The organism is Methanosarcina sp. UBA5 (genome assembly GCF_002505485.1).
Taxonomy (GTDB): domain Archaea; phylum Halobacteriota; class Methanosarcinia; order Methanosarcinales; family Methanosarcinaceae; genus Methanosarcina.
Window position 1 is genome coordinate 31,920 of sequence record NZ_DAVG01000088.1, and the last position, 15,444, is coordinate 47,363.

Consider the following 15,444-nt stretch of genomic DNA (forward strand, 5'->3'; position numbering starts at 1 on the left):
TATTTCATAAAGTATTTTCGATGTATTCTATAATATACTCTGCCGGATTTATCCCACATGCATCAAAAATACCTTTTCCTGATGGTGTTCCATTGACTTCAAGAATTTTAGGGCTCCCCTCAGTTTGGCTGGAGTTAGTTTCAATTTCTTTGCTAAGATCGTCAGTCAGCCCTTCTATAATATCAACACCTGCAAAAGTCGTACTCACTGCCAGGGCAGCCTTCTCAGCAATTTCTTTTTGTTCTTCCGTGAGCACACACCGGTCTGCATTTCCTCCCTGGCTCAGGTTATTAACCCAGGAGCCGGATGCTGCCTTGCGGTAAATTGCTCCAATAGCAGTACCACCAACGACAAAAGCTCTGATATCTCTTCCTGGATTCTCTATAAACTCCTGGATATACAGCATACCTCTCTCTTCAAGCAGCTGATTGAGAATTGACTCCAGAGATGAGGGCTCTACTTTTCTATCCGAAAACCGGACTTCGCCGTTCCTTACTCTTGCAATATCCTTTCCTTTATACCCAAAAACAGGCTTAATGACGGCATCTCCGAATCTTGATATTACCTTCAGGGCTGCTTCCATATCCTGTACGGCTACGGTTCTGGGTACAGGCAGTCCAGCTTTTGCCAGAAGATAGGATGCATGGTATTTATTCGCGGCATTCCGGATAGCTTCAGGGGAATTGACAACAGGGATCCCTTCGTCTTCCAGTTCACGTAGGATATCAAACCTGAAAGATACGCCTTCGAAAGCTCCTGCGCCCGCATCCCTTACAATTATTGCGTCAAGGTCAGAGAGTTTTGTATCTCCCACTTTGAAGACTACGGTTGATTTCTCAACTTCCGATTCCCTAGTTGCCGAATTCATGCTGACCTCTGCAGCCCTGAGATCCAGAACAAAAGGAGAAAAATCTTTTTTTCTCGCTGCGTCCGTAAGTGCCCTGGCTGTCCAGTCTTCCGGGTCAGTGATGACAATCCCTATTTTTTTCATAGATCATCATCGGGAGAATATAAGATCAAGTTTACGATATGGATTACATTAGATCTGAAACATCTTAGGCTTAATACATTAGATCTGAAACATCTTAGGCTTAATACATTAGATCTGAAATATCTGAGACCTAAAATATATAAGATCTAGAATGCAACAGATCTTGAAGACTTTTTAGTTTTTAGAAGTTATATCGATTTATGGCTCATTGTGCGGACCCTGATAAGGTGGCTGGTTTTTCAACCTGTAGGTTAGATATTTTTCATTTCCTCTCAATCAGGTCTTGTTTTTCATTTTCTCTCAATTAGGTCTGCTCAGGAAGAGCCTCAAGCCCCTGTTTTCTCCGGTATTCATTTATTGCGCTGTGGATTGCTTCCCTAGAAAGAACCGAACATTCTAGCTTGCCTGGAGGCAGGCCTTCGAGAGCCTCAGCGACTGCCTCGTTTGTAAGCTCCCAGGCTTCTTTTAGGGTTTTGCCTTTTATCAGTTCAGTTGCCATGCTGCTGGATGCTATTGCTGCCGCACAACCGAAAGTCTTGAATTTCGCATCTGTAACTCGATCGTCCCGGATTTTCAGGAATATCTTCATGTGGTCCCCATGGGGGTTTCCTGCTTCTCCAACACCGTCAGCGTCTTCAATTTCCCCTACATTTCTAGGATTCATGAAGTGATCCATGACTTTTTTATTATACACAAAACTCCCCCTATTCTCATATTCATCTACGCTTTCGGTTTATTTCTTACATGCATTTTCAGGTTTATAGAAAGGAGACATAACCCTGAGCTTTTCGACGGTCTCAGGCAAGACCTCAAGTACATAATCAATATCTTCTTCGGAATTATCATCCCCGAGGGTCAGGCGAAGGGAACCCTGAGCTATTTCCGGAGGCAGCCCTATTGCCCTGAGCACATGTGAGGGATCAAGAGAACCTGAGGAACAGGCACTCCCTGTGGAACTGCAGATTCCCATCTCGTCAAGCATGAGAAGCAGGGATTCGCCTTCAATGTACTCAAAACTGAAATTCAGATTGTCTGGAAGGCGTTTTTCAGGGTGTCCGTTAAGCCTGCAGTCAGGAATTTTCATGACTCCTGCAAGGAAACGATCCCTCATTCTCTTCATTTTCTCATTATGCTTCTCAAGATTTCCTGTTGCAAGTTCTATTGCCTTTCCCAATCCTACAATACCTGCAACATTCTCGGTTCCTGCTCGCTTTTTGCGTTCCTGGCCGCCTCCGTGCATGTAATTGTCTATTTCTGTCCCTTCCCGCAGATAGAGCGCTCCTATTCCTTTGGGTCCATAGAACTTATGAGAGGAAAGGGAAAGCATGTCAACATTTCTTTCTTTCTTTTCCATCTCAAGGAGGATTTTACCAATTACCTGAACAGCGTCGGTATGGAAGGGAATCTCATATTCTTTTGCGATTCCACCTATCTCATGAATTGGCTCTATTGTCCCAATTTCATTATTCGCATACATTACTGAGATCAGGATAGTATTATCTCTAATTGCACTCTCAACCTCTGCAGGGTCTACAAGCCCATAACTGTCTACAGGCAGGTAAGTCACATCAAAACCCTGAGTCTCCAGGTACTTACAGGGATAGAGCACGGCGTGATGTTCAATTGGCGTGGTAATGATGTGTTTTCCTTTTTTTCTCCTGGCAAAAGCCGTTCCCTTGATAGCCCAGTTATCGGACTCGGTTCCTCCTGAGGTGAAATATATCTCCTCAGGATTAGCTCCCAGAGCCTTTGCAAGCTGCTCACGGGCGGTTTCTACTGCCTCCTTACCTTCTCTCCCTATTGAATACAAAGAAGAAGGGTTTCCAAAATGTTCTTTCAAAAAAGGCAGCATAGCTTCAACAACTTCAGGTTTTGTAAAAGTGGTGGCTGCATGGTCCATATAGACAAAGCGCTTTTCTCCCATCAGAACCCCCTATGAAAATAGGAGTTTGCGTAATATGAATTTATTGCATATTCCGGTTTCTGGATTTTTTCATCACGATACTTTTAAAACAACTTCATTCCTTCCCACGAAGCCTCAGTTTTCAATAACGCGATTAAGAACAGGTCAAACCAGTAGTAGTTGTGAGTAAAATAACTGCAGTCAACGGACTGGTGAGCATTCCTGCTTTCACCAGACTTCTTCCACTTTTTGAATGATAGGTGAACTCATTTTCGCCAAAGCTAGGAAACATGAGATTATTTTATGAACCAAAAATTATATATATAAAAATTTTGTAGTCCAATTTCAATCAGGGAGGGAAAAACAACTTTGCTAAAACAATTCTCAATTATCCTGAGCATTTATTTCTTGGGCGAACTAATACAGAAAGCTTTAGGGCTGCCAATCCCGGGCAATGTCCTGGGAATGCTCATTCTTTTCTTTAGCCTGTATACAGGTGTAATTAAACTCAATATGATAGACAAAATAAGTGATTTTTTGCTAGGAAACATGGCTTTTTTCTTTCTTCCCGCAGGCGCTAGCCTTATAACCTGTTTTACTCTGCTTGAAGGAAAATTGACTGCTATTCTTGCAGTTTCCCTTATTTCTACCTTTATAATATTGGCTGTGACAGGGCTTACTGTAGAACTTGTTCAAAGGTTCTTAGGGAAAAAGTCGTCAAAGGAAGCCCACTGCATAGAAAATGAAGGTAATAAAAGTGGGTCTGGAACAAATACAAAAAGAGTACATGCCTACGAGAACAGAACAAAAGAGGTGAGCTGAAGTTGCAGACCGATTTTTTGAATGGGTTTGTCAATATGCCCATATTTGGGATCTTACTCTCTTTAATAGCTTTCCAGATAGGCACGCTATTGTATAAGAAGACCCAGCTTTCGATTCTTAACCCCCTACTTGTCGCTTCTGTACTTGTAATGGTTTTCCTCCTCTACTTTGGAATCAATTATGAGACTTACAATCTTGGAGGAGATTATATTTCTTTCTTCCTTGGGCCTGCAACTGTGGTTCTCGCAGTACCTCTTTATAAAAAGATCCGGCTATTGAAAAGTAATGCTCTTCCTATCCTTGTAGGGATAATTGCAGGCTGCGTAGCCGGAATTTCAAGTATTCTTGCCCTTTCCAGTCTTTTAGGACTTGATGGGGCCATAAGCAAATCTCTTGCTCCCAAATCCGTAACCACTCCCATCGGTATTGAAATTTCAAAACAGATAGGCGGCCTGCCTGCAATAACAGTAGCTGCAATCGTATTTACCGGAATTATAGGTGCTATTTTGGGTCCGTTTATCTGCCGCTGCTTCCGGATAAAAGATAAAGTTGCTGTCGGCGTCGCAATCGGCACCGCATCTCATGCGCTTGGAACAACAAGGGCAATAGAACTTGGAGAAACCGAAGGGGCAATGAGTGGACTTGCAATAGGGATTGCAGGCTTGATTACAGTTTTTCTAGTTCCCCTGCTGCTTTATGCCTTCGGACTTATAACTTAAATGGCGGATTTCAAACAGGCAAAATTCCGGTTTAGGATGCAAATATTAAGTAGAAATTTTGGTTTCGGGGCAAAATGTTACACTACAAATATTACACCTTAACCGATGTTTTTAATGGGCTTTTTCCGAGTAATCAGAAATTCGTGTACATTCTCATCTGCCACTGACCGTTCTGTATTTTTTTTCTTATAACCCCTTTTGCCATTTCCACATAGATCTTCCTTATCTGCGGTATGAGCATGGAGAGCCCTATTACATCGGATAGGAATCCAGGGGTTAAAAGGGCAAAGCTTCCAACTAACACAAAGAACCCATGTAGGAGTTCATTTCCGGGCATGTATCCCCTGCTTGTTGCATCCTGAATCTCGCGAAGCACGCGGAAACCCTGAGATTTTGCAAGGTAAGCGCCCAGACTTGCGGTTATCAGGATAATAAGTACGGTGTTTAAGGCTCCGATCATTCCCCCGATCTTGATGAGCAGATAAAGCTCAATAACTGGGATGATGAGGAAAATCAAGAAGATTTTTAAAAACATGCTGATCATTTTCAGAATTTTAGATCTCTATATCTTTATTAGTACTGATAAATACTTATTAACAGTTTAATACACGTTAGTAATAGTTAAAGTATGCTTTTAAATTTTGATCTGCCTTATTAAGATCGAATTTTCATAATTTCATTTTCTTGGAACTATATTTTCTTAATTCGGTAATTATTCTCCTCTGAAGCCGATTTATTCCGATTCCATCTCAATTTTTCTGCTGGAACTTTCTTTTCATTCCAAACTATAATTATTATACTTTTATAAATACCAATTTATTTTTTCATGCTTTCCCTGCCTTAACAAATCTATTCCTATCCTGCAAAGTTCGCTTTGTCAGGAAAATGCTGTTGCTTTAAGCAGGTAACTGTTTTATTTAGCGATAAAGAGGGATAGTCTGTTATATGATTGCTATAATATTATGCTCGTGATATAACGTACTATTGAATGAAATAATATTATACCAAGGATTGTGCGCAATACTAGCACACTAATATATTCTATAAAACGCAAAATATACTCCGGATGTTACACAGATAGTTTCACTTATCCCCTAAAAAAAGTATTTACTTTTCTGAGGTGCCGGATATATGGACTTTGATGCAATTGGTGACTTTGTATATAAAGTTATTGAAACTATAGGATCCGATCAAAAGAATCTGTGTTCTGCAGTTGATTTTGCCCTGGATCTTGCGGAAAAAAAATCATTTTCCCCCAACGACTTGCTTGTCCTTTCTAATGCTTGCAAGCAGCAGAAAATGGTTATGGAAGAGTATGTTTTCTCAAAAGCCTGTTTCGTATGCGCTTCCAGAAAGCTCCGTGAAGAAGCCTGCTTTGCGCTGGGCACTGCAGCGCATATTCTGGGCTTTTTCCTTGAAGCTGAGGCAAGATATCTGGAGGTTCTAAAAGAAAATCCAGAGAATGGAGATGTAAGGTGTACCTATGCCGAACTTCTTTTAGAGCTCGGAAGGACCAAGGAGGCTCAGGAGGAATATAGAACGATACTTGAAGCCTCTCCAGAACATGCAAAAGCGAATACAGGATACGCTTACCTCCTAACTGAGTACGGGTACGTAAGGGAAGCCGAAGAGTGCTATTCAAGGGCACTTACGGCAGATCCTGATTATGTTCCTGCCAGAGGCGGGTACGCAAACCTGCTCTATGAGCTGGGAAGGCTCAGGGACGCTGAAAAGGAATACAGGCTTGCAATAGAATTAGATCCTGAAGACCCAAGCCTCCACCACAACTTAGGAGTTTTGCTTTCTTTCCTGGGGCGTTGCTCAGAAGCCGAAGTTGAGTATAGAAAAGCTCTTTCTCTTAATCCGAGACACAGGCGGACTCTTTTTAACTACGGAAATCTCCTTGCAAGAGAAGGCAGGGTTTCAGAAGCCGAAGTGCACTACATGGAAGCTCTTGCCCTTGATCAGAACGATGCAAAAGTCCATTCCAATTATGCAAATCTTCTTGCTCGCTTTGGAAGGAGGTATGAAGCTGAAATGGAATACAAGAAAGCGCTCAGTTTGGACCCCGAGAGTGCCGAAGGACATTATAGTTACGGAAACCTTCTTTCGGAGATCGGGCGCTTTTCCGAAGCTCAGGACCAGTATGAGAAGGCTCTTGTCCTGAATCCCTATTACCCCCCCATTCACTACAGTTACGGCCTTCTTATGAGAAAGATGGGGCTCTTTAACGAAGCCAAAAAGGAATATACGAAGGCCATGCAGCTCGATCCGGATATAGGAAGCAAAATGACCGAAACCTGGATTATTCTGGACTAAAAGAAAAGTCCGGAACTTTATCTAATCTTTCCCTAACTTGTTTTCTAATCAAAATAACATCCAACCCGGCATTTTCTTTTTTACTTTTGATTAATCCTCTATATAATTCCTCTCTATATAGGTCGGCATGTTCGCAATATACTACAGTAGAGTTCTTAGGAGAAGTAATGGTTCAACAGGAGTAAATTTTTTCTTATTCTTGCTGGCTCCCGAAAACGAACAGTTGAATCTCTTCTTTTTCAAATAATGCAAAAGCCGCCGCATTCCCGAGTCCTACATAATCGGGACAGGAAAAAAGGGAGAGCAGTTTTCCATCAAACCACCACCTGTATCCATTTTCAAGGGCTGTATGGCCTCTTATAATTCTTTTCAGGTTATTTGTCTGTAAAAAGTCGTCTACAATGTCTGGCCCGAACTCTTTTACAGTCGAACCTCTGGTTGAAGCTGTGAGTCCTGGATGTTTCGAAGGATCATTCCAGAGATAGGGAAAAGCAAGGGCTTCTTCCTTTCTTATGCCCTCAATGCTGCCGGTTCCGTTAATCCCGCCATGTACGCAGAATGTATGCCCCGAAAGTACGGCTGCTATCGGCATTTTATCATATGTCCGGCTGACCCTCATGAGAAATTCCTGATCCCAGCTTATTTCCTCAAAAAAACCGTAGTAAAGGTTCATATCCACAGTTTCGTGATTTCCCCTGAGCAGGAATATATGTTCTGGATCTTCGAGCTTCAACCGGAAAAGCCTTATTAGGACTTCGGTACCCTGCGGCCCTCTATCCACATAATCCCCAAGAAAAAGAATGTTCTTACAATTCATTTCTTGCCTTTTTTCAATTACGAATTCAAGAGCCTGAAGGTCCCCGTGAATATCCCCGATAACCATTATCGGCTCGGCGTCAATTCGAAGCACGGCAGGTTCCGCCTCCAAAACGCGTTCTATTCTAGGGAGAAGAAGAAGCAGTTCTTCTTTTGCGACAATTTTCCTGGAGACCTTTCCTGATACCACGGGCTCACCTCTGTTCAAGGTCCTCTTAGGAAGCCAATCTCAAATTATCTATATGGCTTTTATAGGGAAACTAATCCGAAAATATTCTTTGTATACAGGGAATTTTTATACGATAAACGTTTCCAGACCTCAAAGAGAAATCCTTCCAGCAACCGTGTATGCCGTCAGAGTCTTTATTTTTGTTCGTGAAGGCAGGCTTAATAGTATCAAAATCTAAAATCAAGTATGATAAACTTAATAGTTTAAGCAATTAGATGTTCAGGCAACTAAAAGTTCAGGCAATGAAAAGTTTAGGCAACTAAAAATTCAAGCAATAAAAGGTTCAGACAACTAAAATCTCAAACAGTAAAAATTCAGACAGCTAAAAGTCCAGACAATTAAAAATCCATAAATTACAGCTATTTATAAAAATTTTTATCCAGCATATAGACAGGAGGCAAATATATGGAACTTGATATCAACGAGCAGGATCCTGAAGAGATGGATCTTACAGATGTTGTGCTTGAATACGATGATATTGTCTCTGCAATCTCAGTTCTGGAAAAGCGCAGAGAGGAATTGAGAACTCATATCCTCAGTACCCTGACGGAAAAAGAGATCGATGTGTTGAGAGTCGGGGATGTGGAAATCAGGCGGCACAAGGTTGAATGGAAACTCTGGCGTATCAACAGGTTAAAACCCTATCTTATGAAGAAAGATCTCTGGGATATAGTCGAGTCAGTTGACAGGAAGAATCTCAGCAAACTGATTGAAAGAGGAATACTGACTGAAGAAGAACTTCAGGGTACATATGATGTAGAAACGCGGTACAGTTTACATGTAAAAAGAGCCTGAATAAACGACATCGTAATATTTGAATGAATTAGAAAATCCATCATGTAAAAACTCCTGGAAGAGTAATCTTTTTCATTCTCTCTTTTCGGTTTCTCAATTTTCTGAATTTCGAGTATTGATTACTTTTTCAATGTTTTATAAAATCTTATTTTTAAAGCCCGTCTTCCTCCTTTTATTTATACAGTGAGACAGCCAACTATTTATATCCAGCCGAATAAAATCTCTTTATAGGTGAATTTCAGGAGGTTTTTAGACATGGAGATTGATGCTATAGACAAGCTAGTTTTTCATGTAATCGAACAGGTTGCAGCTGATAACTGTGACTTCGATAAGGTCATTGAGTTTGTCGTTTCCTTCTCAGATGAGCATTCGCTTTCCCAGGAAATCCTGCTGAAACTTTCTTCTATTTTTGACAAATATTCGATGCACAGGGAGAAATATGTCATTTCCAGAGCCTGTGCTTCATTATTCTCAGGAAAAGCTCGGGAAGATGCCCTTATGGATGCAGGAAAAACAGCTTTTCTACTGGGACTTGATAAACTTGCTGTACGGGAATTCAAAGAAGTAATCGAGCAGAATCCCCAAAGTGTTGAAGCGCTTTGTGGGTATGGAACAGTTCTGGTGAGGGAAGGAAAAAATAATGCTGCACGGGTTCAATACGAAAAAGCCCTGGAATTCAATCCTTCCCACGTAGATACGCTTTACAATTACGGTTGCCTGCTTTTAAGGCTCAAAAAACTTGATGAGGCCGAAGAAGTATATAGCCGAGCTTTGATTCTTGATCGGAAGAGCGTGAGCGCCCACTGCGGGTATGGAATTCTACTTTCCAAACGCGGGCAAAAGACCGAAGCAAGTTACCACTATACTCGAGCTCTTGAACTTGATCCGGACCATGTGGAGTCCAATTTTCGCTATGCTCGCTTCCTTGAAGAAAAGGGAGAACCCCTTGATGCTGAGAAGCATTACATAGTAGCCCTCAAAGCCGATCTTGATGATCCACGCCCTCACCTTTTCTATGCCAGGTTGCTTGCAGAACATGGGTTTATTCACGGGGCAAGGGTTCACTTCAGGTGTGCTCTTAAACTGAACCCTGAGGATGTTGAAGCTCATTGTGAGTATGCCAGGTTGCTCGCCAGGTTTGGACATAGGCACGAAGCTGAAGTCCAGTATAAAAAAGCCCTTGAGCTTGACCCCGGGCATTTTGGAACCCTGAAAGGGTACGCGGATTTGCTAAAAGAAAAAGGGCAGTATGTAGCCGCCGAAGAAATTTACAGGCAGGCCGAGTTCTTTAAACGGAATGCCTGATAACCGATTAATATAGCCTGATCGGTTCAATTCCCATTTTTTCCATCAGGCAGGCAGGGATATCGAGTACCTCATGGGCAGAATCTATAACAATTCCATCGGAAGTTGCCAAAAATATCTTCTTTTCCGAATTTCCTCCTTCCGTTTTCAGCTCAAAATCCGCGATTTTTGAAGTTCTTGCCTCGCCTGAAATTCCGTATTCTTTCATTTTATGGCGGATGAAACCTGCAAGCTCCCCGCTCCGGCTGATCTGGGCGTCAAGGAGAAAAACGACTGATTTTGGACCAGTTTCGGAAAGAAACTTGAGGACTACATTGAGGGCTTCCTCGATATCTTCGGCCTGTTTTGCTTTGCTGAAATGATAGCGAGTATCTCTTATATATCCGTCATCACAGAGCCACATAGGTTCTTTTTTTAGCAGGCTATCCACACTAAGCAGGACATTGTACCCATCAAGGAGAATATCCCTATCTTTTATGCCTGTGCAGGCCGCTTTTTTATTTATCCTGGAAACTATCCTATCCGGGGGCATAATCACCCTTGTTAGAATGTGCCGTTCTTCCAGGCTGAGCTGGAAGTGGTCAGCCACGAAGCGGATGGTCGCAAACTTCGGATAGCCCCATCGGAGTATGCTCCGTATATCCCGCGCAGGTTTGAGTAATTTTTCTTTGAACAATTCCTCTTTCAGACAGGGACCGGAAAAACCGGCTGAACTTACATGCGTATCTCTCATCAATGGTTTTCTCCTTTTGGGAAGGGAGTTCTTTAAATGAGTGAAGATATATGTTATATATACATATTTGCGGAAATAAAAATGATAATGTGATCTCAGGCCGTCGGTTTGCCTCTTTGGTTTTTATTTCGGTTCTGTTCAATTTTATCTTGGTGTTCAGCTGTGGGCCAGCTCAGGGTTCCGGCTGGAGGGTTTATTATGGAAATACTATGGCTGACTCAGGAAGAAGTAACAAGTGTTATAGATATGAGTTCTGATATGCAGGTTGTAGAAAGGGCTTTCAGGCAGCATGGGCTTGGCAGGGTCCAGATGCCTCCCAAATCCTACCTTTACTATACGGCGTATAACGGGGACTTGCGGACAATGCCTGCATATCTTGAAGAGGAGGATATTACTGGCGTGAAAATTGTAAATGTCCATCCTGGAAACCCGGATCGTGGGCTTCCTACGGTAATGGCGCTTATTGTCCTTATTTCTCCGGAAACAGGCGCTCCTGTAGCAATTATGGATGGAACCTACCTTACTGATGTCCGGACCGGAGCTGCAGGAGGGATTGCCGCAAAATACCTTGCAAGAAAGGATTCAAAAGTTATAGGCCTTGTTGGGGCAGGAAACCAGGCAAAGACCCAGCTCGAAGCTCTCTGCGAAGTTTTTGAACCCGAACTTGTAAGGGTCACTTCCAGGACAAAGGAGAGCTCTGAACAATTTATCCGCAAAATGGAAGATATTACCCCCTGTGAAATCCGTTACGAAGAAAACATTGAGAAAGTCTGCGACTGCGATATCCTTGTTACTACCACTCCTTCCAGAAAACCTATCGTAAAGGCCCAGTGGATCAAGGAAGGTACTCACATAAATGCAATAGGGGCTGATGCAGTAGGAAAAGAAGAACTTGATCCCGAACTTTTAATCCGGTCCAAGATAATTGTGGACGATGTTGTTCAGGCCCTTCATTCCGGAGAGGTAAACGTTCCTCTCTCAAAACACTACATTTCGGAAAACGATATTCATGCCGAGCTCGGGGAAGTAATTGTCGGCCTGAAACCCGGCAGGACAAGTGATGAAGAAATTACGATCTTCGATTCAACAGGCCTTGCTATTCAGGATGTCGCAAGCGCGCACTTGGTTTATGAGAGGGCTGTCAGTAAAGGGCTTGGCAGGCAAGTCACTATGTTCTGAAACCCGAATTCCGTTTCGGGATCACAGAAAATCGGAGATTTTCTGGGAGTTGCAATGTAATCGCAACAGCACGAAGTCTTTTTCGCTCGCTTTGCTCACTCAAGAGGGCTGAATTATAATGAAGATACTGAGCTGAGCCAAGAGAGCTGATTTATGGTTTAGAGACGTCGATTTTTAACTGATCAGGAGGGTTAATTTACCCGAGCTTACTTTCTGGTAACGCGGCGGGAATGGTCACAACCCTTTTGAAAAAAGGCTTGACCGAAAACCCGAGAAATATTTGAGGATCTTATCCCCAAAACCCTATCGGCGTGATCAACCGGCGCAACGGTTGCGGATCAACGGTTGCGCCAAAGAGGCAATTTTAGGTAAAACATTGCTTTCCGCCGGCAAGCGGATTAAGTTTTAGAGTTAAGGCTGTTCGAGTCTCTGATGTCTCTGGTCGCTACAGAGATTGTAGCGGGTTAAAGCCAGAGCTGGCGCCGGTCAGAAGTGGTGAACATAGGAAAGACGGATCTATTTTTTCCCGCACTTTACTTCCTTTTTCGTGGTTATATAACCCTAATGGGAAATTCCTTACACGATGGTCTGTAGCATAGTCAGTTAGAATAATTGAAAGCTAAAAAAGAAAACAAATAGGTCACAGGTATTCTTTCTTGTTTAGAGGTGAGGGAAGTTTAACATAAATCTTTAAATTCGAAACTATAATAGAACAAATTCACAATACATAAATAACTAGCAGTAAACCATTTATTATTGAGTGGTTTCTGGAGGCCGTTTATCCCCTCCGCGAATACTGTATTTTATCCCCAAATATTCCAAGTTTTTAGTTCCGACTATTCTCAATGCTCTCCTGAAAACCGCTCAATACCTTTTTTTGCGCTCAATATTTTTTTACGCCAAGTGCCTTTTCTAAAAAGTTTAATCAGGTGCTCTGCCTGGCAGCACCTGAATATTCTGGTACCTGCAGTTTTCAGATACCTGTTTTCAGATTCCTATTATTTCGTAGACTTTTCCCATATCAAGGTTCTGCTCAACTACATTTGCAAGTTCTTCGTAGGCATCGCTTTCGGTCATGGCATTTTCAGGCGTGTAAGTAAGTCCTTTTTTCTCGTAGAGGTATCGCATGAGGGCATCTCTTATGTTTTTATTATCAAAGAGCCCATGGAGGTAAGTACCAATTACTAGGCCAGCCTCATCGATTGCACCGTCATTCCCGAAGATGTTACGGTAAGAGTCGGTTATGCCCATATGGATTTCATATCCTTTTATTTCCTCTCCGTCTATTGGAGCCAATATGGGGCCATAAGCATTCACTTTTTTAGTGACCTGGATTGTTCTCTTTTTATATTCTCCAAACTTTGTCCCTATATCCAGAAGCCCCAGGCCTTCGAATTCGGCTTCGACTCCATTTTCAACTCCGGAATCATAAATTGTCTTCCCGAGCATCTGGTAACCGCCACAGATCCCGAAAATAGGGACTTTTCCCTTGAAGGCCTGGATTTTCCCGGCCATGCCACTTGCCTTAAGGTCGAGCAGGTCGTTAACCGTATTTTTTGTGCCTGGGATCATAATCGCATCCGGATTTCCAAGATCTTCGTCAAGCTCTACGTAGCGGATTTTAGCAGATTCTTCCAGGGGTTCGAAGTCCGTAAAGTTTGAGATCCTTGGCAGGCGAATAACTGCGATCTCAATTTCTTTTTCGTTTCTTTCGGCTTCTTTATCCTCAAGTGAGACCGAGTCCTCCGAGGGAATATTAAGTTTGAAATAAGGAAGGACTCCAAGTACTGGAATGCCGGTTTTTTCTTCAAGCTGCTTCAGGCCTGGCTTCAGGATTTCCAGATCGCCTCTGAATTTGTTTATAATAAATCCTTTTACATTTTTCCGTACATCTTCTGGAAGAAGTGCAACTGTACCGTAGAGACTTGCAAAAACGCCTCCTCTCTCGATGTCTCCAACAAGGATTATGGGAGCCTGTGTAAGTCTTGCAGTGCCGATATTTACAATATCCCTTTCGTAGAGGTTAATTTCGGCAGCTCCTCCAGCTCCTTCCATAACAATAACATCGTGTTTCTTGCAAAGCCTTTCGAGAGCTCCTTCAAGGACTTCATTCATTTCTGCAATGGACTCGTAGTACTGACCTGCGCTCCTGTCAGCGTAAGGTTCTCCCAGCAGGATTATCTGGGAAACACAGTCTCCTTTGGGTTTTAGAAGGACAGGATTCATATCGGCAGTGGGCTCGGTGCCTGCGGCTTTTGCCTGGATTGCCTGGGCAATTCCAATTTCCTTTCCATCCTTTGTTATCCAGGAATTCAGGCTCATGTTTTGAGCCTTGAAGGGGGCAACCCTGTATTCCCTCGACAGGATTCTGCATATGGCAGTCACGACTGAACTTTTCCCAACATGGGAGGCAGTTCCCAGGATCAAGACGCTTTTCTTTTCCATTTTTACCACACCTTCTGCTCGAACACTTATTTTTTAAAACTTACTTTTATAATTCGCATAAATTGGTTGTTATTTTTCTCCTGAGAATGAAAATCAAGTAAACTTGTTTATCTTTAATATTTCTTCTTTTATACTTCAGCTAAAGAATAAATACTTTCGGATTCACTGCAGGTTTTGTTTATCTACTTTAAAAAACTGACCGGATTTCAGGCTTGTACCTTTTTAGCTAAACCTGGAAAAAAATGCCTTTCTCCAGTTAATTTTTCTTTTAAATAAATTAAAGTAATCTTTTTGGTAATCGAACCGGGGAAAAATACAATTAAATCCCCAATTTTTTATTTCTTTTATTATTTCAGCCATTACAGCATTTGCAGCAGATTGCTTTCCTGTCTGAGAAGCGAATATGGGTCGCATAGTCGAACTTGAGCATTTTAAAAGGGATCGAAAAGTTACCGTTAAAATAGAAAAGACCCGCTATAAGGCAAGAAGATGGACCGAAACCACCCCTGAAGTCCTTAGAACGATTGCCATCGAAAGCACTTCCAACAACGTAATCCTTGTTTTATCTGACTACTTTAAACAGTTAGTTTCACAGTTAATTTATCTAAAACTAGATACTATTTAAAGACAATAATGAAGTACAGATAGGTTTTTTCTTTTCCATGTTTTCCATTTTTAAATATTCCTTCAAAATTACTTATTCCAGTAAAAAATTGGTAACGCTGTTAAAATTATCTTTCTCATTAAACATTTCAACGTCAACCAATATCTCACCGAGTTTAAAATTTAATTCCCGTTAATTATATATCGTTTTTAGGTAATGTCTACATACTGAAGCATAGCGAACAAAAACCTTGTGCAGGAATTCTCATCAACTGATCACTTTATGAGAATTCTGTTTTCCTATTTTTTTGCTTTGTATAAATTCTGGTAATCTCTTTGTATAAATTCAGGTAATCTTTTTCTATCTTCGGCACGAGATCTTTATGATCTTTATGATCTTTTTTATATACTGATTTTCTCAATAATTTATTTCTATATAAAATATTTTGTAATTTATTTGTTCTCTGGTAATCTTGCGGTTGCATTTTAGTTACTTTTTAATTTATGGTGCTCCAATTATATTCAGTTGATATTATATATTAGAACTACATAATTGATATATTATGGGGAAACGAGGAGCAAAAC

14 protein-coding genes are annotated in these 15,444 nt (G+C 41.6%); 7 read left to right on the forward strand and 7 right to left on the reverse strand.

Annotated elements, in window-relative coordinates; genetic code table 11:
* Positions 1 to 4 precede the first annotated feature (4 nt).
* The 3 genes from mptN to nifS all read right to left on the reverse strand — a co-directional run bounded on the left by mptN (position 5) and on the right by nifS (position 2,915).
* On the reverse strand, positions 5 to 991 hold the full coding sequence (gene mptN, locus BP621_RS09930; protein WP_292389488.1) for a tetrahydromethanopterin:alpha-L-glutamate ligase: 987 nt from the start codon (positions 989 to 991) through the stop codon (positions 5 to 7).
* A gap of 304 nt (positions 992 to 1,295) precedes the next feature.
* On the reverse strand, positions 1,296 to 1,685 hold the full coding sequence (nifU, locus tag BP621_RS09935; protein WP_292389489.1) for a Fe-S cluster assembly scaffold protein NifU: 390 nt from the start codon (positions 1,683 to 1,685) through the stop codon (positions 1,296 to 1,298).
* 39 nt (positions 1,686 to 1,724) lie between these two features.
* A complete protein-coding gene (nifS, locus tag BP621_RS09940) occupies positions 1,725 to 2,915 on the reverse strand; it encodes a cysteine desulfurase NifS (RefSeq protein WP_292389491.1) in 1,191 nt (396 codons plus the stop codon).
* 348 nt (positions 2,916 to 3,263) lie between these two features.
* Here nifS and BP621_RS09945 point away from each other — a divergent pair, with 348 nt between their 5' ends.
* Complete coding sequence (locus BP621_RS09945; protein WP_292389493.1) at positions 3,264 to 3,716, forward strand: CidA/LrgA family protein; 453 nt, start codon at positions 3,264 to 3,266, stop codon at positions 3,714 to 3,716.
* Between the two features lie 2 nt (positions 3,717 to 3,718).
* A complete protein-coding gene (locus tag BP621_RS09950; protein ID WP_292389495.1) occupies positions 3,719 to 4,435 on the forward strand; it encodes an LrgB family protein in 717 nt (238 codons plus the stop codon).
* A 133-nt stretch (positions 4,436 to 4,568) separates the two neighbouring features.
* On the opposite strand, the gene BP621_RS09955 is transcribed toward BP621_RS09950, so the two are convergent.
* Positions 4,569 to 4,979, reverse strand: coding sequence for an FxsA family protein (locus BP621_RS09955; protein ID WP_292389496.1), 411 nt, complete (start codon positions 4,977 to 4,979; stop codon positions 4,569 to 4,571).
* A 587-nt stretch (positions 4,980 to 5,566) separates the two neighbouring features.
* Here BP621_RS09955 and BP621_RS09960 point away from each other — a divergent pair.
* Complete coding sequence (locus BP621_RS09960) at positions 5,567 to 6,754, forward strand: tetratricopeptide repeat protein (RefSeq protein ID WP_292389498.1); 1,188 nt, start codon at positions 5,567 to 5,569, stop codon at positions 6,752 to 6,754.
* Between the two features lie 193 nt (positions 6,755 to 6,947).
* Here the strand turns inward: BP621_RS09960 and BP621_RS09965 are convergent, their stop codons facing one another.
* Positions 6,948 to 7,760, reverse strand: a complete 813-nt coding sequence (locus BP621_RS09965; RefSeq protein ID WP_292389500.1) for a serine/threonine protein phosphatase — start codon at positions 7,758 to 7,760, stop codon at positions 6,948 to 6,950.
* Positions 7,761 to 8,204: 444 nt separating this feature from the next.
* Between BP621_RS09965 and BP621_RS09970 the strand changes: the two genes are divergently transcribed.
* Entirely contained in the window at positions 8,205 to 8,594 is a 390-nt protein-coding gene (locus tag BP621_RS09970; protein ID WP_292389502.1) for a hypothetical protein, read from the forward strand.
* Between the two features lie 255 nt (positions 8,595 to 8,849).
* Positions 8,850 to 9,899, forward strand: coding sequence for a tetratricopeptide repeat protein (locus BP621_RS09975; RefSeq protein ID WP_292389503.1), 1,050 nt, complete (start codon positions 8,850 to 8,852; stop codon positions 9,897 to 9,899).
* Between the two features lie 7 nt (positions 9,900 to 9,906).
* On the opposite strand, the gene BP621_RS09980 is transcribed toward BP621_RS09975, so the two are convergent.
* Positions 9,907 to 10,632: a DUF434 domain-containing protein gene (locus BP621_RS09980; protein ID WP_292389505.1), complete on the reverse strand. Its 726-nt coding sequence runs from the start codon at positions 10,630 to 10,632 to the stop codon at positions 9,907 to 9,909.
* A gap of 198 nt (positions 10,633 to 10,830) precedes the next feature.
* Here BP621_RS09980 and ala point away from each other — a divergent pair, with 198 nt between their 5' ends.
* Entirely contained in the window at positions 10,831 to 11,811 is a 981-nt protein-coding gene (ala, locus tag BP621_RS09985; RefSeq protein ID WP_292389507.1) for an alanine dehydrogenase, read from the forward strand.
* 987 nt (positions 11,812 to 12,798) lie between these two features.
* On the opposite strand, the gene BP621_RS09990 is transcribed toward ala, so the two are convergent.
* Entirely contained in the window at positions 12,799 to 14,256 is a 1,458-nt protein-coding gene (locus tag BP621_RS09990) for a cobyric acid synthase (RefSeq protein WP_292389508.1), read from the reverse strand.
* A 403-nt stretch (positions 14,257 to 14,659) separates the two neighbouring features.
* Between BP621_RS09990 and BP621_RS09995 the strand changes: the two genes are divergently transcribed.
* Positions 14,660 to 14,881: a hypothetical protein gene (locus BP621_RS09995; protein ID WP_292389510.1), complete on the forward strand. Its 222-nt coding sequence runs from the start codon at positions 14,660 to 14,662 to the stop codon at positions 14,879 to 14,881.
* Positions 14,882 to 15,444: the final 563 nt, after the last annotated feature.

Coding starts and splice junctions, on each gene's coding strand:
- mptN (WP_292389488.1), bottom strand. CDS start 991: ATGAAAAAAATAGGGATTGTCATCACTGACCCGGAAGACTGGACAGCC.
- nifS (WP_292389491.1), bottom strand. CDS start 2,915: ATGGGAGAAAAGCGCTTTGTCTATATGGACCATGCAGCCACCACTTTT.
- BP621_RS09955 (WP_292389496.1), bottom strand. CDS start 4,979: ATGATCAGCATGTTTTTAAAAATCTTCTTGATTTTCCTCATCATCCCA.
- BP621_RS09960 (WP_292389498.1), top strand. CDS start 5,567: ATGGACTTTGATGCAATTGGTGACTTTGTATATAAAGTTATTGAAACT.
- BP621_RS09970 (WP_292389502.1), top strand. CDS start 8,205: ATGGAACTTGATATCAACGAGCAGGATCCTGAAGAGATGGATCTTACA.
- BP621_RS09975 (WP_292389503.1), top strand. CDS start 8,850: ATGGAGATTGATGCTATAGACAAGCTAGTTTTTCATGTAATCGAACAG.
- BP621_RS09980 (WP_292389505.1), bottom strand. CDS start 10,632: ATGAGAGATACGCATGTAAGTTCAGCCGGTTTTTCCGGTCCCTGTCTG.
- ala (WP_292389507.1), top strand. CDS start 10,831: ATGGAAATACTATGGCTGACTCAGGAAGAAGTAACAAGTGTTATAGAT.
- BP621_RS09990 (WP_292389508.1), bottom strand. CDS start 14,256: ATGGAAAAGAAAAGCGTCTTGATCCTGGGAACTGCCTCCCATGTTGGG.
- BP621_RS09995 (WP_292389510.1), top strand. CDS start 14,660: ATGGGTCGCATAGTCGAACTTGAGCATTTTAAAAGGGATCGAAAAGTT.